General features: G+C 66.6%; 25 protein-coding genes. 14 read left to right on the top strand and 11 right to left on the bottom strand.

Going from position 1 to position 22,101, the window contains the following annotated elements; translation table 11 throughout:
* Nucleotides 1-159: 159 nt before the first annotated feature.
* The 4 genes from creB (at nucleotide 160) to AC1RWI_RS00280 (ending at nucleotide 4,154) form a co-directional block, all read left to right on the top strand.
* Entirely contained in the window at nucleotides 160-858 is a 699-nt protein-coding gene (gene creB / locus AC1RWI_RS00295; protein WP_492863758.1) for a two-component system response regulator CreB, read from the top strand.
* Nucleotides 859-899: 41 nt separating this feature from the next.
* Nucleotides 900-2,342 (top strand): two-component system sensor histidine kinase CreC, encoded by a 1,443-nt coding sequence (gene creC, locus AC1RWI_RS00290; protein ID WP_492863756.1) that lies wholly within the window; start codon nucleotides 900-902, stop codon nucleotides 2,340-2,342.
* A gap of 128 nt (nucleotides 2,343-2,470) precedes the next feature.
* Nucleotides 2,471-3,904 (top strand): cell envelope integrity protein CreD, encoded by a 1,434-nt coding sequence (gene creD / locus AC1RWI_RS00285; protein ID WP_492863754.1) that lies wholly within the window; start codon nucleotides 2,471-2,473, stop codon nucleotides 3,902-3,904.
* A 16-nt stretch (nucleotides 3,905-3,920) separates the two neighbouring features.
* Nucleotides 3,921-4,154 carry a hypothetical protein gene (locus AC1RWI_RS00280; protein WP_043343046.1) on the top strand — a complete coding sequence of 78 codons (234 nt, stop codon included), beginning with the start codon at nucleotides 3,921-3,923 and terminating at the stop codon, nucleotides 4,152-4,154.
* Nucleotides 4,155-4,204: 50 nt separating this feature from the next.
* On the opposite strand, the gene slmA is transcribed toward AC1RWI_RS00280, so the two are convergent.
* Genes slmA through argB form a run of 3 tightly spaced genes read right to left on the bottom strand, consistent with a single transcriptional unit; the run spans nucleotide 4,205 to nucleotide 6,826 of the window.
* Nucleotides 4,205-4,864: a nucleoid occlusion factor SlmA gene (gene slmA, locus AC1RWI_RS00275; RefSeq protein ID WP_043343042.1), complete on the bottom strand. Its 660-nt coding sequence runs from the start codon at nucleotides 4,862-4,864 to the stop codon at nucleotides 4,205-4,207.
* Nucleotides 4,861-5,841, bottom strand: coding sequence for a pyrimidine 5'-nucleotidase (locus AC1RWI_RS00270; protein WP_043343039.1), 981 nt, complete (start codon nucleotides 5,839-5,841; stop codon nucleotides 4,861-4,863). Before AC1RWI_RS00270 ends, slmA begins: the two co-directional genes overlap by 4 nt.
* Nucleotides 5,842-5,896: 55 nt before the next feature.
* The gene (argB, locus tag AC1RWI_RS00265) at nucleotides 5,897-6,826 is read right to left on the bottom strand and encodes an acetylglutamate kinase (RefSeq protein ID WP_006162725.1); all 930 of its coding nucleotides are present in this window, start codon (nucleotides 6,824-6,826) and stop codon (nucleotides 5,897-5,899) included.
* A gap of 282 nt (nucleotides 6,827-7,108) precedes the next feature.
* Here argB and AC1RWI_RS00260 point away from each other — a divergent pair, with 282 nt between their 5' ends.
* The 3 genes from AC1RWI_RS00260 (at nucleotide 7,109) to AC1RWI_RS00250 (ending at nucleotide 8,232) form a co-directional block, all read left to right on the top strand.
* Nucleotides 7,109-7,690, top strand: a complete 582-nt coding sequence (locus AC1RWI_RS00260) for a sigma-70 family RNA polymerase sigma factor (protein ID WP_043343036.1) — start codon at nucleotides 7,109-7,111, stop codon at nucleotides 7,688-7,690.
* Nucleotides 7,691-7,780: 90 nt separating this feature from the next.
* Complete coding sequence (locus AC1RWI_RS00255) at nucleotides 7,781-8,008, top strand: zf-HC2 domain-containing protein (RefSeq protein ID WP_043343035.1); 228 nt, start codon at nucleotides 7,781-7,783, stop codon at nucleotides 8,006-8,008.
* A complete protein-coding gene (locus tag AC1RWI_RS00250) occupies nucleotides 8,005-8,232 on the top strand; it encodes a cysteine-rich CWC family protein (protein ID WP_043343034.1) in 228 nt (75 codons plus the stop codon). Before AC1RWI_RS00255 ends, AC1RWI_RS00250 begins: the two co-directional genes overlap by 4 nt.
* Here AC1RWI_RS00250 and AC1RWI_RS00245 read toward each other — a convergent pair whose 3' ends face one another.
* The gene (locus tag AC1RWI_RS00245; RefSeq protein ID WP_043343033.1) at nucleotides 8,233-8,745 is read right to left on the bottom strand and encodes a DMT family transporter; all 513 of its coding nucleotides are present in this window, start codon (nucleotides 8,743-8,745) and stop codon (nucleotides 8,233-8,235) included.
* Nucleotides 8,746-8,839: 94 nt separating this feature from the next.
* On the opposite strand from AC1RWI_RS00245, the gene AC1RWI_RS00240 reads away from it, so the two are divergent.
* Nucleotides 8,840-9,775 carry a LysR family transcriptional regulator gene (locus AC1RWI_RS00240; RefSeq protein ID WP_043351158.1) on the top strand — a complete coding sequence of 312 codons (936 nt, stop codon included), beginning with the start codon at nucleotides 8,840-8,842 and terminating at the stop codon, nucleotides 9,773-9,775.
* A gap of 35 nt (nucleotides 9,776-9,810) precedes the next feature.
* On the opposite strand, the gene AC1RWI_RS00235 is transcribed toward AC1RWI_RS00240, so the two are convergent.
* Nucleotides 9,811-10,290, bottom strand: a complete 480-nt coding sequence (locus AC1RWI_RS00235; protein ID WP_043343032.1) for a copper chaperone PCu(A)C — start codon at nucleotides 10,288-10,290, stop codon at nucleotides 9,811-9,813.
* A 214-nt stretch (nucleotides 10,291-10,504) separates the two neighbouring features.
* Here AC1RWI_RS00235 and AC1RWI_RS00230 point away from each other — a divergent pair, with 214 nt between their 5' ends.
* On the top strand, nucleotides 10,505-11,908 hold the full coding sequence (locus tag AC1RWI_RS00230; RefSeq protein WP_043343031.1) for an ATP-binding protein: 1,404 nt from the start codon (nucleotides 10,505-10,507) through the stop codon (nucleotides 11,906-11,908).
* Nucleotides 11,905-12,528 carry a response regulator transcription factor gene (locus AC1RWI_RS00225; RefSeq protein WP_492863749.1) on the top strand — a complete coding sequence of 208 codons (624 nt, stop codon included), beginning with the start codon at nucleotides 11,905-11,907 and terminating at the stop codon, nucleotides 12,526-12,528. Before AC1RWI_RS00230 ends, AC1RWI_RS00225 begins: the two co-directional genes overlap by 4 nt.
* Nucleotides 12,529-12,551: 23 nt before the next feature.
* On the opposite strand, the gene AC1RWI_RS00220 is transcribed toward AC1RWI_RS00225, so the two are convergent.
* Together AC1RWI_RS00220 and AC1RWI_RS00215 are read right to left on the bottom strand one after the other, a co-directional pair.
* On the bottom strand, nucleotides 12,552-12,848 hold the full coding sequence (locus tag AC1RWI_RS00220; RefSeq protein ID WP_043343029.1) for a hypothetical protein: 297 nt from the start codon (nucleotides 12,846-12,848) through the stop codon (nucleotides 12,552-12,554).
* A 259-nt stretch (nucleotides 12,849-13,107) separates the two neighbouring features.
* Nucleotides 13,108-13,689 (bottom strand): hypothetical protein, encoded by a 582-nt coding sequence (locus tag AC1RWI_RS00215; RefSeq protein ID WP_043343028.1) that lies wholly within the window; start codon nucleotides 13,687-13,689, stop codon nucleotides 13,108-13,110.
* A gap of 255 nt (nucleotides 13,690-13,944) precedes the next feature.
* Between AC1RWI_RS00215 and AC1RWI_RS00210 the strand changes: the two genes are divergently transcribed.
* Nucleotides 13,945-14,496: a YcnI family copper-binding membrane protein gene (locus AC1RWI_RS00210; protein WP_052494401.1), complete on the top strand. Its 552-nt coding sequence runs from the start codon at nucleotides 13,945-13,947 to the stop codon at nucleotides 14,494-14,496.
* A gap of 79 nt (nucleotides 14,497-14,575) precedes the next feature.
* Here the strand turns inward: AC1RWI_RS00210 and hslU are convergent, their stop codons facing one another.
* The 4 genes from hslU to AC1RWI_RS00190 all read right to left on the bottom strand — a co-directional run bounded on the left by hslU (nucleotide 14,576) and on the right by AC1RWI_RS00190 (nucleotide 18,993).
* Nucleotides 14,576-15,907 carry an ATP-dependent protease ATPase subunit HslU gene (gene hslU / locus AC1RWI_RS00205; protein ID WP_043343026.1) on the bottom strand — a complete coding sequence of 444 codons (1,332 nt, stop codon included), beginning with the start codon at nucleotides 15,905-15,907 and terminating at the stop codon, nucleotides 14,576-14,578.
* Nucleotides 15,908-15,999: 92 nt separating this feature from the next.
* Nucleotides 16,000-16,536: an ATP-dependent protease subunit HslV gene (gene hslV, locus AC1RWI_RS00200; RefSeq protein WP_006162714.1), complete on the bottom strand. Its 537-nt coding sequence runs from the start codon at nucleotides 16,534-16,536 to the stop codon at nucleotides 16,000-16,002.
* Between the two features lie 242 nt (nucleotides 16,537-16,778).
* Nucleotides 16,779-17,765, bottom strand: a complete 987-nt coding sequence (locus tag AC1RWI_RS00195; protein WP_043343022.1) for a tripartite tricarboxylate transporter substrate-binding protein — start codon at nucleotides 17,763-17,765, stop codon at nucleotides 16,779-16,781.
* A gap of 328 nt (nucleotides 17,766-18,093) precedes the next feature.
* The gene (locus tag AC1RWI_RS00190; RefSeq protein WP_492863745.1) at nucleotides 18,094-18,993 is read right to left on the bottom strand and encodes an alpha/beta fold hydrolase; all 900 of its coding nucleotides are present in this window, start codon (nucleotides 18,991-18,993) and stop codon (nucleotides 18,094-18,096) included.
* 147 nt (nucleotides 18,994-19,140) lie between these two features.
* Here AC1RWI_RS00190 and AC1RWI_RS00185 point away from each other — a divergent pair, with 147 nt between their 5' ends.
* From AC1RWI_RS00185 to dksA, 3 genes are all read left to right on the top strand, one after another.
* Nucleotides 19,141-19,662, top strand: coding sequence for a Fur family transcriptional regulator (locus AC1RWI_RS00185; protein ID WP_492863743.1), 522 nt, complete (start codon nucleotides 19,141-19,143; stop codon nucleotides 19,660-19,662).
* 101 nt (nucleotides 19,663-19,763) lie between these two features.
* On the top strand, nucleotides 19,764-20,852 hold the full coding sequence (locus tag AC1RWI_RS00180; protein WP_043343014.1) for a CobW family GTP-binding protein: 1,089 nt from the start codon (nucleotides 19,764-19,766) through the stop codon (nucleotides 20,850-20,852).
* Nucleotides 20,853-21,441: 589 nt separating this feature from the next.
* On the top strand, nucleotides 21,442-21,861 hold the full coding sequence (gene dksA, locus AC1RWI_RS00175; RefSeq protein WP_006164034.1) for an RNA polymerase-binding protein DksA: 420 nt from the start codon (nucleotides 21,442-21,444) through the stop codon (nucleotides 21,859-21,861).
* Nucleotides 21,862-22,101 lie beyond the last annotated feature (240 nt).

The raw sequence follows: 22,101 nt of genomic DNA, 5'->3' as shown, positions 1-22,101 counted from the left end.
ATTGGCTGCCGGAACCCCCAAAACCAATCCTCCAGGGGTTACCATGCCGCCGCGCGCCCGCAAGCCAGTCTTCAAATCGGCGCGACCCGCTTATTATAGAGCAAACAAGCGCGCCGGCGGCGGCGCGCCGCCAGACGCTAACCCAACGCCAATCCTGCCTTGACGAAACCACCCAGCATCCTGGTCATCGAAGACGAATCCGCGATCGCGGACACCATCCTCTATGCGCTGTCCACCGAAGGCATGACGGTCGAGCATTGCGCGCTCGGCAGCGCCGCGCTGGCGCGCCTGCGCGCGCAGGCGCCGGACCTGGTGATCCTGGACGTCGGCCTGCCCGACATCAATGGCTTCGAAGTCTGCCGCACGCTGCGCACCTTCTCCGATGTGCCGGTGATCTTCCTCACCGCGCGCAACGAGGAAATCGACCGCATCGTCGGCCTGGAAATCGGCGCCGACGACTATGTGGTGAAGCCCTTCTCGCCGCGCGAACTGGCGGCGCGGGTGCGCGTGATCCTGCGGCGTGCCGGCAAGCACGCCGCACCGCAGGAGCCGGTGCAAGCCCCGGCGCCGCCCGAAGGCTTCACGCTCGATGCCGACGGTGCGCGCCTGGCCTGGCGTGGCCAGTGGCTCGACCTGACCCGCTACGAGTACCGCCTGCTGGCCTTGCTGCTGCAGCACCCCGGGCGCATCTATTCGCGCGCGCAGCTGATGGACCTGGTCTGGCACGATGCGCTCGACACCATCGACCGCACCGTCGATACGCATATCAAGACGGTGCGCGCCAAGCTGCGCGCGCTCGATCCCGAGTGCGATTCGATCCGCACCCATCGCGGCATGGGGTATTCGCTCGAAGGCTGAGCCCCGCTTCCACCTTATTCACCACCCACCCACGGCCACGCATGCATATCGGGCTTCGCATCTTCCTCGGCTTCTTCCTTATCGTCGGGCTGGCGGCTTTCCTCACGCTGCGGGTGTTCGTGCAGGAGGTCAAGCCTGGTGTGCGGCAGGCCATGGAAGACACGCTGGTCGACACCGCCCACGTGCTGGCGGTGCTGGCCGCCGACGACATGAAGAGCGGCCGCATTGCCAACGGCGCCTTTGCGCGCCGCCTGGCCCGGCTGCGCGAGGACAAGGTCGACGCCAATGTGTGGGGCATGCACAAGGATGCGGTGGGCTACCGCATCTACATCACGGACGAGCGCGGCATCGTGCGCTTCGATTCCGGCGAGACCGCCGTGGGCGCGGATTACTCGCGCTGGAACGACGTCTACCGCACGCTGCGCGGCGAGTACGGCGCGCGCAGCACCCGCGCCAACCCCGACGACGACGCCAGCACCGTGATGCACGTGGCAGCCCCCATCCGCGACGGCAGCAAGACCATCGGCGTGCTGACCGTGGCCAAGCCCAATGTGACCATGGCGCCGTTCATCGAGCGCAGCCAGCGCAAGATCCTGCTCAACGGCCTGCTGCTGATGGGCGGTGCGTTCGTGATCGGCCTGGCCTGCACGCTGTGGCTGGTGCACGGCCTGCGCCGCCTGCAGCGCTACGCGCGTGCCGTGGCATCGGGCGAGCGCGCCGAGATGCCGCTGCGCGGCGCCAGCGAGCTGGCCGAGCTGGGGCGCTCGGTAGAGAGCATGCGCCTGCGGCTGGAGGACAAACAGTACGTCGAGCACTATATCCACACGCTGACGCACGAGATGAAGAGCCCGCTGGCGGCCATCGGCGGCGCCGCCGAGTTGCTGCAGGAGGACATGCCGGCCACCGACCGCGACCGCTTCGTCGCCAATATCCGACGGCAGGCGCAGCGGCTTGAGGAAATGATCCGCAAGCTGCTGGCGCTCGCGGCGCTGGAGCAGCGCCAGAGCCTGGAGACCCACGCACCGGTTGCACTGGAGCCGCTGATCGAGCAGTTGCTGCATGAGCTGGAGCCGCGCGCCCGCCAGCGCGACCTGACGCTGCGCTTGCTGCCGCCGGGCCAGCCCGCAGCGGTGGTGAGGGGCGATCCGTTCCTGCTGCACCAGGCGCTGGGCAACCTGCTGGAAAATGCCATCGACTTTGCGCCAGCGGCCAGTACGGTCGACGTGTGCGTGGCGCACGGCAATGCGCCCGCCAACATGATCGCCGTGCGCGTCAGCGATCACGGCCCCGGCGTTCCCGACTATGCGCTGCCGCGCCTGTTCGAGCGTTTCTATTCGCTGCCGCGCCCCGGCGGGCAAGACAAGAGCACCGGGCTGGGCCTGTGCTTCGTACGCGAGATCGCCACGCTGCATCGCGGTGACATCACGCTGGCCAACCGCGCCGAGGGTGGCGCGTGCGCGACGCTGACGCTGCCTGCGGCGTAGCGGCTTCACACGCCTCACACGCTTCACACTCAACACACAATCGCGCGAATCGCTTCACGCAGGCTTCCGCGGCGGCTCACATGGCAACCCTAAGCTAGCGGCATCGTCACTCCCGCGCGCCTGCCGCCATGAACCGAATCCTGTTTTTCAAATCCGCCATCACGGCGTTCCTGATCCTGCTGATCCTGATCCCGCTGCACCTCGTGGGCAACGCCGTGCAGGACCGCAAGCACTACCGCGAGGAAGCGGTGCGCAGCGTCTGGCAGAGCTACGCCGGCCCGCAAACCCTGACCGGCCCGGTGCTGGTGCTGCCGTACAAGGAGATCCTGCGCGTGACGGACAGCAGCGACCCCAAGCGGCCGAATGCCACCGTGCTGCAGGCGCAGGCCGGGCAGATGCTGGTCTTCCCCACCACGCTGCGGGTCAAGGGCGAGATCACGCCGAGCGAGCGCTACCGCGGCATTCACAAGGTGCTGGTGTACGAGATGCAAAGCCGCTGGCAGGGCACCATCGCGCTGCCCGATCCGGTCGAGCTGCCGCGCTCGGCCGGCCACGTCGGCTTTGAGGTAGGCCAGCCGTACATCACGATCGGCATCAGCGACACGCGCGGCCTGATGGCGGCGCCCGCGTTCGAGCTGGACGGCAAGGCGCTGAAGCTGGAGCAAGGCGCGCTGCTCAAGAGCCTGTCCCAAGGCCTGCACGCCGAGATCGACCTGCCGCCCGCCAAGGCCGTCAAGCCCGGCCTGGATGGCAGGTCCGCGCAGGCACGGCGCGTGGTGCCGTTCTCGCTGACCTTGCCGCTGCTGGGCGCGCAGTCGCTGGCCTTCACCCCGGTGGGCGACCAGAACGACATCTCGCTCGATTCCGCATGGCCGCATCCGAGTTTCGACGGAGACTTCCTGCCGCGCACCCGCAGCGTGAGCGCGCAGGGCTTTCGCAGCAACTGGAGCGTGACCTCGTACAACACCAAGGCCCGTGGCCAGCTCGCTGGCTCGGGCGACGGCACGCTGGAAACGGTGTCGGTGACGCTGATCGACCCGGTCAACATCTACCTGCAGGCGGAGCGCGCGGTGAAGTATGGCGCCATGTTCGTGCTGCTGACCTTCGCCGGCTTCTTCATGTTCGAACTGGTCAAGCGCCTGCGCATCCACGCGATCCAGTACCTGCTGGTCGGCCTGGCGCTGGCGGTGTTCTTCCTGTTGCTGCTGAGCCTGTCCGAGCATATCTCGTTCGCGCTGGCCTACCTGGCGGCCAGCGGTGCCTGTATCGGGCTGCTGGGTTTTTACTTGTCGTTCGTGCTGCAGAGCTGGCGGCGTGGGCTGGCCTTTGCCACGCTGCTGACGGTGCTGTACGGCGCGCTCTATGGCCTGCTGCTGTCGGAGGACAATGCGCTGATGCTGGGCTCGCTGCTGATGTTCGTGATCCTGGCCGCCATCATGGTCATGACCCGGCGCATCGACTGGTACGCCGCGGGCGCCGCATGGCAGCCGCTGCGCGACAAGCCCGCTGCCCCGTCCGGCGAAGAAGACGCCGCCGCCGCGGCGGCCCCGGCATCGGCCTGATCGAAGGCGCAACGCCATGCCAACCTACCTTCATTGCGCCCCGCCACTCGCGCTGGCGGCAGTGCTGGGACGGCGGCCGCTGCCGCTGGCCGGCGCGGGCCTGTTTGGCGCTGCGCGCTTCTGGCTGGAGTGTGCGTGGATCGGCCTGCCGCTGCTGGCGTTTGCCGCGCTCGGTGCTGCGCTGCGCCGCCGGTTCGATCGCATCGGGCCAGTCGATCGCCGCGTGCCGGTACGCGCCTGCGCGGACTAACAAGAAAGGGCAGGCGCAAGCCTGCCCTTGTTCATGACCGCTGGCGCAACCTAGCCGAGCAACACGCGCAACTGCGCGTCCGCATTCTCGCTGGGCAGTTTGCGAAAGCCGCTCTTGGCATAGCGATGCCACTGCCCCTGCACGGTCGCCACGATCAGCGCGGCGCGCACCGGCACATCGGCGTCGGGCGGAAACGCACCCTGGCTGATGGCGATCTTCAGGCACTGCCGCAGCGAGGCCTCGATCCGGTCCACTACCTGGTTGATGCGCTCCTGCAGGCGATCATGCTCGCCCACCAGCGCTTCGCCGGTCAGCACGCGCGTCATGCCGGGATTTTTCTCGGCAAAGGACAGCAGCATGCGCACCACGGCGTGCGCCTGGCGCAGGCCATGTTCTTCCTGGGTGGTGATCTGGTTGATCAGTCCGAAGACGGTCTGCTCGATAAAGCCGATCAGGCCTTCGAACATCTGCGCCTTGCTGGCGAAATGGCGGTACAGCGCCGCCTCCGATACGCTGAGCTTGGCAGCCAGCGCCGCGGTGGTGACCTTTTCCCCACGCGGCACTTCCAGCATCCCGGCCAGCGTCTGCAGTATCTGCACACGCCGCTCGCCAGGACGCGGGCGTTTGCGTGCCGGCGCCCCGTCGGCGCCTGCGCCCTGCCCGGCGGCGGCCGGAGCCGCACCCGATGGGTGCCCGTTACTGTGCATCATGACCCGATTCTCCGCATTCGTCGTTGGAGTTGATGCATGGATTGTACTTTTACGTCCACATAGCCGGGGCGATTTACGATCCGCGCGCGCACGCGCGGCGCCGATGCCGGCAGCGCCTGCGGCGCTGTCGTGCCAGTCGCCAGCGCGGGCGGATCCTGCGTCTCGGCCGCCACCAGCGTCACTGAATGTTCCTGCGCGGCGTGGCCGGTGTGCTGCCGGTCCTGCGCATCCAGCGTGCTGCGCAGCACGGCGTCGCCGCTGGCGCCCGCCACGGCGGAACCCGCGGGCATCGGCACGTCGTGCGGGCGCGATGGCGCCAGCGTGCGCAGGTAGCCCGTCACCCAGGCCGTGCGAATGCCCGTGCCCGCGTAGCGCTTGAGGTGGGACAACGTGTCTTCCACCAGCACCGCGCGGTGCGGCGCCACCCGCTGCTGCACCAGCAACCGGCGCAGCATGCGCCGGTCCGGCTTGGGCCGCAGATGGCCGTGCACCCACATGTCCTCAATGGCGACCACCCGCTCGAAACACTGTTGGATGCCAGCCACCTTCATGACCGCGCGCGCGTATTGCTCCGGTGCGTTGGTCACCAGGATCTTGCGCCCGGGCAGGCGGCGCAGGTGGCCGACCAGGCCACTGCGCACCCGCACCATCTCCGCCAGCTCGGGGAAATCATGCGCGGCGCGCAGGAAGTCGGCCGGGTCTACATCGTGGTGGCGGATCATGCCCAGCAGCGTCGCGCCATAGCGCTGCCAGTACTTCACCCGAACCTCGCTGGCGGTGGCCTCGTCACAGCCCAGCACGCGTGCGACATACGCCGTCATCAACTGGTTGATGGCGGGAAAGATCGCATGCGACGCGTCGTGCAGCGTGTTGTCGAGGTCGAACAGCCAGACCGTGCGGCCGGAATTGTCGCCCGCGGGGCGGCGTCGGCGCGCACCGCGCAGGCTGCGGCGCAAGGGCGGGGAAATAGTGGGCACGCGGGAAGAAAGAAGTGAAGCGGCAGCGCGCGGCGCGCGCTGCCGTAGATGCGTTCTAGTGCGAACGGATCATGGTACCGAACGCTTGTTCGGTCAGGATTTCAAGCAGCAGCGAGTGTTCGATGCGGCCGTCGATGATGTGCACCGAATTCACGCCGCTCTTGGCCGCGTCCAGCGCCGACGAGATCTTGGGCAGCATGCCGCCGGAGATGGTGCCGTCCGCGAACAGTTCCTCGATCTCGCGCGCCGACAGGTCGGTCAGCAGGTTGCCGGCCTTGTCCATCACGCCCGGGATGTTGGTCATCATGACCAGCTTCTCGGCCTTGAGGATCTCGGCCATCTTGCCCGCCACCACATCGGCGTTGATGTTGTAGGCCTGGCCGTCGTCGGAAAAGCCGATCGGCGAGATCACCGGGATGAAGGCGTCGTCCTGCAGGGCCTTGACCACCGCCGGGTTGATGGCCTCGATATCGCCCACGAAGCCGATGTCGATGAAGGCGCCGGGGCTTTCGCGGTCCGGCATCTTGAGGCGCTTGGCGCGGATCAGGCCGCCGTCCTTGCCGGTGAGGCCCACAGCCTGGCCGCCATATTGGTTGATCAGCATGACGATGTCCTGCTGCACTTCGCCGCCAAGCACCCATTCGACCACTTCCATGGTCTCTTCATCGGTGACGCGCATGCCCTGGATGAACGTGCCGACCTTGCCGACCTTCTTCAGGGCTTCGTCGATCTGCGGGCCACCGCCGTGAACCACGACCGGGTTCATGCCGACCAGCTTGAGCAGGATCACGTCGCGCGCAAAGCCGTGCTTGAGCTTTTCCTCGGTCATCGCGTTTCCGCCGTACTTGACCACAATGGTCTTGCCGTGGAACTTGCGGATATAGGGCAGCGCCTCGGCAAGGATTTCGGCCTTGAGGGCTGGGGCAATTGCGGCCACCGCGGTAGCGGCAGGCCCAGGGGTGTCGGCGTTCATGGCAAGGGACATCCGTGAGATTCAACAGGTATCATGGCAATTCTGACCGGCGGTGCACCATGGGTTAAGGGGCTTTTTACCCCGAATAGGCCACCTCCGGCCGCGGCAGGCGCCGATTTTACAAGAAACCGCGGCGCACGCGTGCAGACGGTGGTGCAGCGGGGGGTCAAAACCGGTGCATGCGTACTGCGGCGCACCATGGCGTTCTATCCACGCAACAGTTGTCCAACGGTTGTCCTGCCGTTGTCAAATAGCTGTCCAACAGTCGCATCGCCACCGAATAGCGGCAACACAATGAGCCTGCACCCCGACGATCTTAGCGCCCTGCGCCCCCATTTGCTGCGCTTCGCCCGCCTGCAACTGCGCGACCAGGCACTGGCCGAGGATACCGTCTCCGACACCCTGGTGGCCGCGCTGGAACACCCGGAGCGCTTCAGCGGCCAGTCCGCCCTGAAGACCTACCTCATCGGCATCCTCAAGCACAAGATCATCGATACGCTGCGCAGCGGCCGGCGCGAAGTGCGCCTGACCCTGGGCGGCGGCGGCGACGAGGACGGCGAGGCGCAGTCGGACATCGATGCCTTCGACGCCCTGTTCGCCAAGAACGGCCACTACCATACGCCACCTTCCGATTGGGGCAACCCGGACCGCGCGCTGGAGCGCCGCGAGTTCTTCGAGATCCTCCAACTGTGCGTGGACAAGCTGCCCGCCAAGATCGGCCGGATTTTCATGATGCGGGAATGGCTAGAGCTGGAAACCGAAGAAATCTGTCAGGAACTCGAGATCACGACGACTAATGCCTGGGTCATGCTGTACCGAGCCCGCATGCGCCTGCGCGAGTGCCTGGAACTGAACTGGTTTGGACAAAAGGCGTGAGCGCCCGACGCTCGCCCGACCTTGCAAGCAGGCCGGGGCAGCCAGGCAAGCCGCCCCGGCCCTAAACCGCCTCTCCGACCGAAGGAAGCCATGCCTGATACGCCCTCCCGCCGCCGGCTGCTGCCAAACTGCCGCGAGATCCACCACCTGACCATGGAAAGCATGGACCGGCCACTGAGCTGGTTCGAGCGCGTGCGCATGCGCGGACACATGGCCATTTGCGATGCGTGCACCAATTTTTCGGGCCAGATGCGGCTGATGCGCTCCGCCATGTCCCGGCTGGGCCAGGAAGACGAGCCGCCCAGGGACAAGCCGTGAGCGACCCGGCCACCGTGCTGACGGGGCAATTGCGCCCGATCGAGCATTGCAGCGCCTGCGGCGCCGGCTTTGTCTGCGGCTATGCCGCCGGTCTGCCCCACTGCTGGTGCGCCACCCAGCCGCTGCTGCCCGCCCGCCAGATCGTGCCGGGCCAGCACTGCCTGTGCCCCGCCTGCCTGACGCGCCGCCGCGAGGATGCCGGCCAGACGCAAACCAAAGGCTGATCAGTTCGCCGCCTGCGCTGGCGTTGTGCTGGCCGCGCCCGCCGCGGCGAACTGCATCACCACCACCCCCAGCACCACCAGCGCGGCGCCGGCCATGCGCCCCGGCGTCACGGCGCGCGCCGCGAAGCCCGCCAGGCCAAACTGGTCAAGCAGCAGCGCGCCCACCATCTGCCCCGCCACCACCGCCGCGATAAAGCCGCCGGCGCCCAGGCGCGGGGCCAGCACCAGCGCCACGGTAATGTAGAACACGCCCGCCACGCCACCGACCCACATCCAGCCCGGCCCGCCCACCGCCAGCGTGGGCAGCGGAACCTTCAGCAGCCACAGCAGCGGCACCACCACCACCAGGCTGACCAGCAGCGACACCACAGTGGCCCACAGCGGATGGCCCAGGCTGCGCCCGAGCGCGGCGTTGGCGCCGGCCTGAAAGGGGATCACCGCTCCGGAAACAGTGGCCACCAGAACAGGAACGAGGCCGGCTAGCGCCGGCGAAAAGTGATTGAGGCCATGCATTTTGGCATCTCCTTCGCCAAAAATTGGATGCCTCAGTGTGAAATATTGTGCCGCGAATTACCAATTCTCGTTTCATAGCGTTAATATGCGCCGCATGAATGATCTCCGCGGTATCGACCTGAACCTGCTGGTGGTGCTGGAAGCCCTGCTGGCCGAACGACATATTTCGCGCGCCGCCCTGCGCCTGCACCTCAGCCAGCCTGCGGTGAGCCACGCGCTGGGCCGCCTGCGCCAGTTGCTGGACGACCCGCTGCTGGTGCGCGGCCAGGGCGGCCTGGTGCCGAGCGCGCGCGCCCACGAACTGGCGGGCCCGCTGGCCGAGGCGCTGGCGCAGGTGCGCATCCTGCTGGGGCCTTCCGGCTTCCAGCCCGCCACGGCGCGCCGCAGCTTCCGCCTGGCCATGTCAGACTACGGCGCCATGGCGCTGCTGCCCGGCCTGCTGCGCGCGGTGCGCAAGATCGCCCCGGGCATCGACCTGGTGGTCAGCCAGGCCAGCCGCGAAGCCATGACAGCCAAGGTCGCGGACGGCGAGATCGACCTGGCGCTGGGCGTGTTCGGGCAGCCCCCGGAAGGCGTGCACAGCACGGAACTGTTCGAGGAAACCTATGCCTGCATGGTGGATGCGGCCACGGTGCGCGGCCTGGGCAAGCTTGACCAGGTGGCGTACCTGGCCCGCTCGCATGTGCTGGTGGCGACCCACAGCGAGCGCGTGGATGCCATCGACGCCGCCGTGGCCAAGGTGGGCGGGCGGCGCAAGATTGCCTGCGTGCTGCCCCACTGGAGCGTGGCGCCGGCGCTGATTGCCGGCACCAATCTGGTCCTGACCACGGCGCGCCGCAGCCTGGCCGCGTTCGAGGAGGATCCGCGCTTCGCGGTGTTCGATCCGCCCTTCCCCCTGCCGGGCTTTGGTTTCAGCCTGATCTGGCACGACCGCACTGACGCCGATCCCGGCCATAGCTGGCTGCGCGAGCGCGTGATCGCGGTGGCCGCCGGCGACGAGCCGGACGACGCGATCAGCCTGCGCAGCTAGGCAGCCCGGCTAGCTGCCTGTACGGCTTCAGTGCTTCAGTGCTTGTGGTCACCGTGCGCGCCGGCGGCCGGCGCCGTTGCGGTGAGGTCGCGCACTTCGGCGTCGACCTTCTGCTCGGTCACCTTGCCGCCCTGCTCGATCTTGAGCGTCAGCGCAACGGTGTCGCCCTTCTTCAGCGGCGCCTTGAGGCCCATCAGCATCACGTGATAGCCGCCCGGCTTGAGCTCGACGTCCTGCATGCGGGGCAGGTCGAGCGCGCCAATGGCGCGCATGCGCATCACGTTGCCATCCATCTTCATCTCATGCACTTCGGCCGTGGCTGCCGCCGGCGTACTGACGCCGATCAGCTTGGCGGGTTCGTGCGCATGCAGGGTCATGAACACGCCGGTGGCGGTCTGTGCCGGCACGGTGCCGCGCGCCCAGGCGTTGCTGACATCGACCTGGGCGAAAGCCGCGTTCGAGCACAGCGCGGCGAGCAGGGCGGCGGGCACCGCGACGAGGAATCTGGCTTGCATCTGGACTATCTCCACTGAGATTCAAAGGACTGCATAAAGAGAACATTAGACCATGACGCCCCTGGCGACGTGAGCCAGGCGGCGCAAATCGCGCCACTGACCGGTTGGCTACCTGGCAGCGAACCGTCCAGTCTGGCAGCGGCCCCGGCACCAACCAATGCGGCACGGTGTCGCACGCGGCAGGCCGGGCGCCGGTCGTTGTTAAACTCGCGGCATGGATACCATCGCAGCCGTGCCGCCAGACACGGCCCCCTCCCGCCCCGGCTCCGCCACGAGCATCATCCCGGTCCGCCACAACCTGATGAGCCTGCGCCGCCTGTTCTGGCTGCGCTGGGCGCTGATGGGCGGGCAAGCGGTGCTGCTGGTTTCGTGCGAGGCCGTGGCCGGCGTGATCCTGCCGTACAGCCCCCTGCTGGCGATCCTTTCCCTGCAAGCGGTGTTCAACCTGCTCACCGGCCTGCGCATGCGCATGCACACCAGCCGCGGCGGCATGCCGAGCGACGCCGAGCTGATGGGCCAGTTGATGGTCGACCTGACGGCGCTGTCGGCCAACCTGTTCTTCACCGGCGGCGCGACGAACCCCTTTGTCTCGTTCTACCTGCCGGGCCTGGCGATCGCCGCCGCCATCCTGCCGTGGCGCAACGTGATCGCGCTCGCCGCCTACGCGATGGCCTGCTACAGCCTGATGCTGATCGAGTATGTGCCGCTGAACCTGCACAACCCGGACAACGCCATCAACTATCACCTGGCCGGCATGTGGCTCAACTTTGTCGCCAGCGCAACCATGATCGCGGTCTTCGTGGCGCGCCTGTCCGGCGTGCTGCGCCAGCGCGACGCGGAGCTCAACCTGGCGCGCGAACAGTTGCTGCGCGACGCACGCATCGAAGCGCTGAACGACCAGGCCGCGGCGGTCGCCCACGAGATCGGCACGCCGCTGGCCACGCTGGCGGTCATCGCCGGCGAACTGCGCGCCGATGCGGCGGACCCGCGCCTGGCCACCACGCACGTGTGCGCCTACCTGCCGGACCTGCAGACCATGGAACAACAGCTCGAGCTGTGCAAATCGATCCTGGCCCGCCTGCGCGACGACCACGAGACCGCGGCTGCGCAGCGCATCGATGCGTGGCTGGACGGTTATGTGGAACGCTGGCAATTGCGCCACCCCCATGCCCGGCTGGAAGCCAATGTCATTGGCGAAGCCGCGGCCCTGCCGGTGGAGGCCGCGCGCGTGGGGCAGATCCTGACGATCCTGCTGGACAACGCCGCGCGCAGCCAGCTGGCCGCGGGGCACGAGCAGATTCCGCTGCGCCTGGCCATCGCGCTGGAGGACAACCGTGCGCTGCCGACGCTGATCTTCCGCGTCACCGACCGCGGCCTGGGCATCCCAAAATCCCAGCGCGCGCGTCTGGGCGAAGCACCGATGACCAGCATGCATGGCGGCCAGGGCATTGGCGTGTACCTGGCGCAAAGCGCGGCCCAGCAGATGGGTGGCCGGCTGGCCTGGCATGACCACCATGAGGGCGGCACCGTGGCCGAGCTGCGCCTGCCCGCGCCTTCCCTGGCAGCCTTACCGGCCGCCTCACCGTTTGCCTCACCCCTGACAACGAGCCCGCGATGACCGACGCCCTCCACAATCCCGCCGCCGATGGCGCACAGCCCGGCGCCAGCGATGCCGCCCCTTTCCTGGTCATCGACGACGATGCCGTGTTCGCGGGCGCCCTGGCGCGCGCGCTGACGCGCCGCGGCTATGCCGTGCAGATCGCCCACAACCGCCAGCAGGCGCTGGCGCTGGCCGCACAAACGCCGTTTGACTACATCACGCTGGACCTGCACCTGAGCGCGCCGCCGGAAGCCGGCAGCACCGCGCCAGCCGAGTCCGGCCTGCAACTGGTCGCGCCGCTGCGCGCGGCGTTGCCCGATGCGCGCATCCTGGTGCTGACGGGCTATGCGAGCATTGCCACCGCGGTGGCCGCGGTCAAGCATGGTGCCGATGAGTACCTGGCCAAGCCGGCCAATGTGGATTCGATCCTGACAGCGCTGATGGCCGGGGTATCGGAAGACGCGGCCGAAGCCGCCATGGAAGAGCCGGTGCCGCTATCGGTGGCCCGGCTGGAGTGGGAGCACATCCAGCGGGTGCTGTCCGAACACGAGGGCAATATCTCGGCCACCGCGCGCGCGCTCAATATGCATCGGCGCACGCTGCAGCGCAAACTGGGCAAGCGGCCGGTATCGCGCTAGGCGTTCGGCTGGAGTACCTGGCCTCAGAGGCGCAACTGCACGTAGTCCCAGTCCAGGTCCTCTTCCCGCCCAGAGGCTTGCTCGGCAATGCGCAGCGCGTCGCTGGCATGGCGGTCGGCGCGCGAGCCCAGATCGCCGGCCTGCACGGCCAGTTCCACCGCGGCTTGCGGCGTGGTGCCGGCCAACACGGCGGGCTTCGCCACCACTGGCGCGCTCGCCTGGCGATGTACGGGCGCGGCCTCCGGGCGCACGCAGAGAAAGACAGTGGCCGCGGCAAGGCCGCACAGTACGCCGAACGAGGACAGTAGCTCGCGTTTCATTTCGTTTCTCCTGCCAGGTTGGTGGTTGGGGATGCGGGTGCTAACCGGCCGGCTGCGATCCTTCGATCGTGCCGGCCGCCACTTTGGCATCGCATCGCAACACGCACCAGCGTGCTTACGAATGCTTACCTGTCTTACTCTTCTCTTTACCAGCGTGTCTTACCTGAGTCTCTTACCAGCGTGAATCTCGCTCCCACGCCTTCATTTGTGGATGGGTGATGTGCCGACCCGGCCTGCCGAGCCAGCGCGCGCAGGCAGGTTACTTGGCGTACTTGGCCTTCACGTCAGCCTGGCACTTATCCTTGGCGTCGCCGGACAGTGCATCGCACTTTTGCTTGTCAGCCTTGTAGGCGGCGTCCACGGTGTCCTTCCTGGCGTCGGCGCGCGCTTCGGCTACGTCGGTGCTGGTGCCGGTGGCGGCAGCCTTCTCGACCTTGGCCGAGCCCAAGGCCTGCTCGTGGGCAACCTTGGCGTCCTTTACGCACACTTCCTTGTCATTGCCCTTAGCGTCATCGCATTTTTCCTTGGCCACGCTGTAATCGGCATCGGCCTTGACCTTGTCCGCCTTGGCGCGCGCCTTGGCGGTGCCATCGCGGGTCGCTTCGGCGTTAGCCTTGGCCACGTCCTCGTCGCGCCTGGCTTGCTTCACGCACACGTCCTTGGCGTTGTCCTTGAGGCTGTTGCACTGGGTCCGCGCGGCCTTGTAGTTGGCGCTGGCAGCCTTCACGGCCGCGTCGTAGTCCGCTTTGGAACCTGCGGGTGCGGCATGCGCCAGCGTGAGGGCGGCAGGGCCGGCAAACATCATCGAACACACTGCTGCGCTCAGCCATTTCTTCATCATGTCGTGCTCCTTTTTCAGTGGCGGATATCGTGGAGGGCGGTCTCGCTCTCGGCCTTTGCCGCATGCGATCCGCGCTTGCCCACACCGTATGTACAGCGTACGCATGGGCGCCTCCTGCAATCAGGCGTGACGTTCCGAAAGCCGCGTAAGACAATTCCGACATGATTTCCGGGGCACACCATGCCTGCGGCCCTGCGCCGCAGGGCCGCCGACGGCCTTCGGCGCTAGACTGACGCGCTTCCCAGGAGAATCGACATGACCGCATCCCGCCTGCTGCCCGCAGTGACCATCGCGCTGGCCTCGCTTGGCGCAAGCTGGACGCCCCCCGCGTTCGCGCACATCGTGTTCGAGCAAAAGGCCGCGACGGCAGGCAGCTACTTCAAAGGCGCACTGATGGTGGGCCATGGCTGCAACGGCAGCGCCACCCGCGCCATCACCGTAACCATCCCGGAAGGCGTGCAAGGTGCCCATCCGCAGCCCAAGGCAGGCTGGCAACTGGAAGTGAAACGCGCGCCGCTGGCCAAGCCCTATGCCTCGCATGGCAAGACCGTGAGCGAGGACGTGCGCACGCTGCGCTGGTTTGCCGGCTCGCTGGCCGACGCGCATTTCGATGAGTTCGTGATGCTGATGAAGCTGCCCGAGCAGGCCGGCAAGCTGTATTTCCCGGTGGTGCAGGAATGCGAGGACGGCCGCACCGAATGGACGCAGATCCCCGCGGATGGCCAGAGCCTGCGCGAGCTGAAGACGCCGGCCGCAGAGCTGGAGCTGACCGCGCCAATGCCGGCGGGGCATGCGCACGCGCACTGAGCAGGCGCATTGCAAAACGACAAAGGGCGCACCGAAGTGCGCCCTTTGTCGTTGGATTGCCGCTGAACCGGGCTACGGCTTACAGCACGTAGCGCGACAGGTCCTCGTTGCCGGCCAGGTCGCCCAGGCGCTCATCCACATAGGCCGCGTCGATAGTGACCGTCTCGCCCGATGATTTGGTGGCGTGGAAGGACAGGTCCTCCAGCAGCCGCTCCATCACGGTGTACAAGCGGCGCGCGCCGATGTTCTCGACCTTCTCGTTGACCGAGAAAGCGATCTCTGCCAGGCGGCGGATACCGTCCGGCGCGAACACCAGCTGCACCTGCTCGGTGTTCAGCAGCGCCTGGTATTGCTTGGTCAGGCTGGCGTCGGTCTGCGTCAGGATGGCCTCGAAGTCGGAGACCGACAGCGATTCCAGCTCGACGCGGATCGGGAAGCGGCCTTGCAGCTCGGGGATCAGGTCGCTCGGCTTGGACAGGTGGAAGGCACCCGAGGCAATGAACAGGATGTGATCGGTCTTGATCATGCCGTACTTGGTGTTCACCGTGGTGCCCTCGACCAGCGGCAGCAGGTCGCGCTGCACGCCCTGGCGCGACACTTCGGCGCCGCCCACGTCGCTGCGGCTGGCGATCTTGTCGATCTCGTCCAGGAACACGATGCCATTCTGCTCGACGTTGGCGACAGCCTTGTGCTTGACCTCTTCGTCGTTGAGCAGCTTGGCGGCTTCCTCGTCGATCAGCAGCTTGAAGGCTTCGTGCACCTTCATCTTGCGGCGTGCCTTCTTGCCCTGGCCCAGGCCGGCAAACATGGTGCGGATCTGCTCGGTCATGTCTTCCATGCCCGGAGGACCCATGATGTCCATGTTCGGCGAGCCGGCGGCAACCTCAAGCTCGATCTCCTTGTCGTCGAGCTGGCCTTCGCGCAGCTTCTTGCGGAACACCTGGCGCGTATTGGAATCCTTTTCCTCGGGCTGATTGAAGCCGATATCGCGCGGCGGCGGCAGCAGCACGTCGAGCAGGCGGTCCTCGGCGGCTTCCTCGGCCTTGGCGCGCACTTTCTTCATTTCGGATTCGCGCGCCTGCTTGACCGCCATCTCCGCGAGGTCTCGCACGATGGTGTCCACGTCGCGGCCGACATAGCCCACCTCGGTGAACTTGGTGGCCTCGATCTTGATGAACGGCGCATCGGCCAGCTTGGCCAGGCGACGGGCGATCTCGGTCTTGCCGACCCCGGTCGGCCCGATCATCAGGATGTTCTTGGGCGTGATTTCCTGGCGCAGGGGTTCTTCCACCTGCTGGCGGCGCCAGCGATTGCGCAGCGCAACCGCTACCGCCTTCTTGGCCTTGTTCTGGCCGATGATGTGCTTGTCGAGTTCGGAAACAATTTCCGACGGGGTCATGGTATGCGGCATGGTATCCGTTCAGAGAAAGACGACGGACCGGAGCGGTGCGGCATCCGGGCCCAGGCGGCCACGCATCAGGTCATTGCGCGGCCCGCCGACGCTCATTCCAGCGTCTCGATGACGAAATTGGTGTTGGTGTAGATGCAGAGCTCGCCGGCAATGCCCAGCGACTTCTCGACGATGTCCTTGGGCGAAAGCTCGGTATTCTCCACCAGCGCCTTGGCGGCCGACTGGGCATAGGCGCCACCCGAGCCGATCGCGGCCACGCCGCCTTCGGGGTCGAGCACGTCGCCGTTGCCGGTGATCACCAGCGTGGTGTCGCGGTCGGCGGTGATCAGCATGGCCTCGAGCCGGCGCAGCGCGCGGTCCGAGCGCCAGTCTTTGGCGAGGTCGACGGCGGCGCGGGTCAGGTTGCCCTGGTACTTCTCCAGCTTGGCCTCGAAGCGGTCGAGCAGCGAGAAGGCATCGGCGGTGCTGCCGGCGAAGCCAACCAGTACCTTGCCGTTGTAGATGCGGCGGACCTTGCGGGCAGTGCCCTTCATCACAATATTGCCGAGTGTGACCTGGCCGTCACCGCCAACTGCAACCTGGTTGCCGCGCCGGACGCTGACGATGGTAGTGCCGTGATACTGTTCCATGGTGGCTTCGCGAAAATGTGTCAGGGAGGTAGGTGGCGACGGCTGCGGTGAATTCAAGGGCCGCCTCAAGCGGCTCTGCGTGCACATCCGTTAGCGCACCGAAGGCAACCAGAACAATATAGACGAGGCGGCGTTGGCTGCGCGCGGCCAACGCCGCTGAAAGACAAAAGGCCACGCATTGCGCGTGGCCTTTTCACCGTCCGCCGGCGGGTGCCAGCGGACGAGCCGGAGTTTGCGCCCGGTCAGTCTGCGTAGACGCCGGCCTTCTTGATCACCGGGGTCCACTTGCCGATCTCTCCGGCCAGGAAGACCTTCAGCGACTCTGGCGTGGCGCGCTGCGCGGGCACGGCTTCGGCGCCCAGCTCAGCCATCTTGGCGCGGAAGTTGGGGTCCGTCACCGCCTTTTGCAGCGCTGCCGAGAGCTTGTCCACCACCGGCTTGGGCGTGCCCTTGGGCGCGTACATGGCGTGCCAGATCTTCACTTCGACGCCCGGCAGGCCTTGCTCCGCGGCCGTCGGGATATCCTTGAAGGCTTCCACGCGGCGGCTCTGCATGGCGGCGTAAGGCTTGAGCGCACCCGCCTTGAGCTGGCCGGCGATATTGGTGGTCTGGTCGCACATCAGGTTGACCTGGCCGCCCAGGATATCGGTCAGCGCCGGCGCCGTGCCCTTGTAGGGCACCGTGGTCAGGTCAGTCTGGATCGCGCTCAGGAAGAGCAGGCCGCACAGGTGCGAGGCCGAGCCGATGCCCGCGTTGGCCAGCGACAGCTTGCTGGCATTGGCTTTGATATAGGGCAGCAGTTCCTTGAAGCTGGAGGGCGGCAGGTTCTTGTTGCCGACCATCACCATCGGCACGTCGGCGATCTCGCCCACGGTTTCGAAGTCCTTGAGCGGATCGAAGCCGAGGTTGCGGTACAGCGCCGGCGCGGTGGACATGCCGATATGATGGATCAGGATGGTGTAGCCATCACCCTTGGCCTGCGCCACCTTCTTGGCGCCGATGGTGCCGCCAGCGCCGCCAAGGTTCTCGATCACCATCGTGGTACCCAGGTGCTTGGACATGATCATGACCAGCTCGCGCGAGACCTTGTCGGTAGGGCCGCCCGCGGCAAAAGGCACCACCACCGATACCGGCTTGCTGCCGGGGAATTCCTCTGCCTGCGCGCCCGCATGCATTCCCATCACGCCGACCGTCAGCGCGGCAGCCACAAACTGTGCAACTCGTTTCATGCTATCTCCTGGATACCCTTCTATTCCCGTCCCGACACTGCCCCGGCCGGAGTGGCGCGCCCTGTCGGACACTGCCATTCCTGCGCTGCCAGCCCGATCCGGGCGGCAGCGCCGACCATGACGCGGGCACAGCGCATACGGCCGCGGCGGCTTGGGCCGCGCGACCGGAGCGCAATGCTATCAATGTCGAAAAGTGGCAAATATCCGGAATAACCCGCTAAGACATTTCTTCGCAAAGGTACGCCAAATGTATCGAACTCGACGCAGCCTGCGGGAATCGGTGCTCAACGGGAAAACCACAGGAGACCAGCGCAAGCTTGGCAGAAAATCAACAGAAGAAGCCGAGCATTTCCTCCTGCAGCACCCCGGGCGCCTCCTCCGGGATGTAGTGCCCGCAGGGCACCGCGCGGCCACTGACCTCGCTCGCCACCTCCTGCCACAGCGACAACGGCTCGAAACAACGCGCCACCACGCCATGCTCGCCCCACAGCACGCGCAGCGGGCACGCCAGCCGGCGGCCATCGGCGCGGTCCGCCCGATCATGGTCCAGGTCGATGGTGGCTGCCGCGCGGTAGTCCTCGCACATGGCGTGCACGTGGGCCGGATCGCGCATGGCGGCGGTGTAGGCGGCCATCGCCTCGGGCGCGAACGGGCTCAATCCGGCGTGGCGCAGGCCCATCAGCTTGTTGAGGTAGAACTCGGGCTCCGCGTTGATCAGCGTTTCCGGGAACGGCGCCGGCTGGATCAGGAAGAACCAGTGCCAGTAGGCGGCGGCAAATGCCATGCTGGTGCGTTCGTACATGGCCAGCGTGGGAGCGATGTCCAGCAGCATGGCGCGCGTGACCCGGCCTGGATGGTCCGCGATCAGCCTGTGCGCCACGCGCGCGCCACGGTCATGGGCGCATAGCGCGAAGCGGTCGAAACCCAGCTGCGCCATCACCGCCACCTGGTCCTGCGCCATCGTGCGCTTGCTGTAGGTCTCAAAGCCGGCCTTGCCCGGCGGCGCGCTGCTGCTCCCATAGCCGCGCAGGTCGGTGGCGATCACGGTGAAGCGGTCTGCCAGCGCGGGTGCCACCTTGTGCCAGATCAGATGGCTCTGGGGATGGCCATGCAGCAGCAACAGCGGCGGCCCGGAGCCGCCGCGCACGCCGGCGATCCCCACGTCGCCGATATGCAGGCGAAAGGGCTCGAAGTTGGGGAACAGCAGGGCGCTGGCGTCGTTCTGCATAGGGTGTCTCCTCGGGTCTCGGGGGCCTGCTGGCGATGATAGACGCAAACCGCCGGCGCGACGGGGCGCACGCCGCGGGCGGCAGCCGGGGCACCGAGTTGACGCAACTGAATTGCATCACCCGGGGCGCTATGGTTAAATCGGTCCATGAGCAGCAGCCCCTCCCCCACCCAGGCCATGCCTGCATCCGCCATGCCCCCCGCGCCGGCCATCCTGGACGCCGCCCACGAACGCCTGCGCGAGCTGGGTGCGCGTGTGACCCAGCCGCGCCTTGGCATCCTGGCATGCCTGATGGAGAGCCATGAGCCGCTGACCCACCAAGCCGTGATCGACCGCATGCCGGCCGATGGCGAAGCGATCGACCGCGTGACCGTGTACCGCGTGCTTGACTGGCTGGTCGAGCAAGGGCTGGCCCAGAAACGGGCCGGCCACGACCGGGTCTTCCGCTTCAGCCTGGTCGAGCATGAGGCCGCGCGCGCGCAAGTGCACCGGCAGCACAGCCACTTCCATTGCAACCGCTGCGACCGCACCTTCTGCCTGGACGGCGTCAGCGCGCCGGCGCAAGCCGCGCCCAAGGTGCCGAGCGGCTTTGCCGTGGAGCATGTGGAGCTGACCGTGAACGGCGTTTGCGCCGAATGCGGCGCACGCCCCCCTGGCAAGCATGGCTAAGCGGCGTCACCGCCCGCTCGCCAGATGAACGAACAAGTTATCCAAACCAGACTTAACCCGCGCACGACAGGCCAAAGCGGCGTCCCTTCCCGGAGAAAACAATGTCCAAACTGATCCCGGTCACGATCCTGACCGGCTTCCTCGGCAGCGGCAAGACCACCCTGCTCAAGCGCATCCTGAGCGAGCAGCACGGCATGAAGATCGCCGTGATCGAAAACGAGTTCGGCGAAGAGAACATCGACAACGAGATCCTGGTGCAGGATGGCCGCGAGCAGATCGTGCAGATGAGCAACGGCTGCATCTGCTGCACCATCCGCGGCGACCTGGTGGCAGCACTGTCGCAGTTGATGACCCGCCGCGACGCCGGCGAGATCGATTTCGACCGCGTCGTGATCGAAACCACCGGGGTGGCCAATCCGGGCCCGGTGGCCCAGACCTTCTTCATGGACGACGAGATCGCCCAGCGCTACCTGCTGGACGCCGTGATCACCCTGGTGGACGCCAAGCACGCCAACCAGCAGCTCGACAAGCAGGAAGAAGCGCAGCGCCAGGTTGGCTTTGCCGACGCCATCTTCGTCACCAAGGCCGACCTGGTGCCGGAAGGCGAGATCGCCGACCTGCGCCACCGCCTGCTGCACATGAACCCGCGAGCGCCCGTGCGCACAGCGCATTTCGGCGAAGCGCCGATCGACACAATCTTTGACCTTCGGGGCTTCAACCTGAACGAAAAGCTGGAAATCGACCCGGATTTCCTGCGTGCCGAGGCCGAAGAGCACGATCACGACCATGCGCACGAACACGCTCATGGCGATCACTGCGCCGATGACTGTGGCCATGACCACCACGATCACGGCCATGATCACAAGCACGACCACCACCATCACCACCACCACACCGACCGCATCGGCTCGTTCGTCTTCCGCAGCGAAAAGCCCTTCAATTACGCCAAGCTGGAGGAATTCCTGTCTGGCATCCTGTCGGTCTACGGGGAAAGCCTGCTGCGTTACAAGGGCGTACTCTATATGGATGCGGTGGACCGGAAAGTGGTCTTCCAGGGCGTGCATCAGCTGATGGGCAGCGATATCGGCGCAAAATGGGGCGATGAAACCCCCGGCACCAAGATGGTCTTCATTGGCGTGGACCTCCCCAAGGATGCCATCCTGAAGGGCCTGGCCACCTGCCTGGCCTGAAGCCGACGGGCAGCGCCGCCCGCCCTGCCGCCCCCCCTCGTCGGAGGGGGAGCCGGGATATCAGGGAAAACTCCCCGCTTTTCTCCCATATCTCCAAATTTTTTGTTCAAGTACAATAGGCTGGATTTAGTGCGGGTAACGTAGCCTTTTGTCTTCTGGCAACAGGCGATTGGCGATGGCGCCCGCAATGCAGGGCGGCGGTCGTCGTCAGCATGAGGCGGGCTGCCGGCAGGTGCGGTCGCAGTGCTTCATGCGGAGACCGCCCTCCGCTTGGGGCACCCGTCACGCGCCGTCATCGATCGACGCGAGAGAGAGGTGTCCCATGGTAGCCGCAACGAAAACGAAACAAAGCCGCAGCAAAAGCAGCAGCGCTGCGGCCGAGACGCTGAAGGCGCAGTCCATGGAGGCTGCGCCTGCTCCCCGCGGCAGTACGGCGCACGCCGGTGCGGGCGAGGCCAAGGGAGGCACGCACAGCAGCCAGTCTGCAGCCAGCCAGAGCGAAACCTCCGCGCCGCGCAAGCGGCCGGACACTGCACCCGAGCGGACCAAGACGCCGCCGGTCGCACCAACAAGAGAATCAGCAGCAACCATGAGCAGCAATAAACTTCTGACTGAAGCTGAAATCCTGAAGATGGGCGACAAGGATTACATGAACGAAGCGCAGCTCGGCTTCTTCAAACATCGCCTTGAGCAGCTGCGCGACGATATCCTGAAAAACGCCGACCAGACCACCGAGCACCTGCGCGAAACGGTCATCGTGCCGGACCCGGCGGACCGCGCCACCATCGAGGAAGAGCACGCGCTGGAACTGCGCACGCGCGACCGCGAGCGCAAGCTGCTCAAGAAGGTCGAGCAATCGCTGGCCCGCATCGAGTCCGGCGACTACGGCTGGTGCGAGGAAACCGGCGAGCCGATCGGCGTGCCGCGCCTGCTGGCCCGGCCCACCGCCACGCTGTCGCTGGAAGCCCAGCAACGCCGCGAACTGCGCCAGAAGCTGTTCGGCGACTGATTCCGCGACTGCCCGGGGCTTGTCGCCCCGCGCGCCAGACGGCCCGGTTCTCCGGGCCGTTTTGTTTGAGCGGCGCGACACCGCCAGTCATCTTTCGCCTTTGTGGTGTCACAGGCACGGGCCTATCATTAGGAACGCCGGGATTCGTGCGGCCATCGCGCGCCCCGAATTGCCTGCTTCCCCCCCTGCTTTCTGATACAGTCGCAACTTTGTTGCAATAACGCGCGCCCCAACCCCGGC

The organism is Cupriavidus sp. MPR-AND1C, assembly GCF_058809705.1.
Note: the sequence above shows the minus strand (reverse complement) of the source record. Positions and strands in the feature narration are given on the sequence as shown.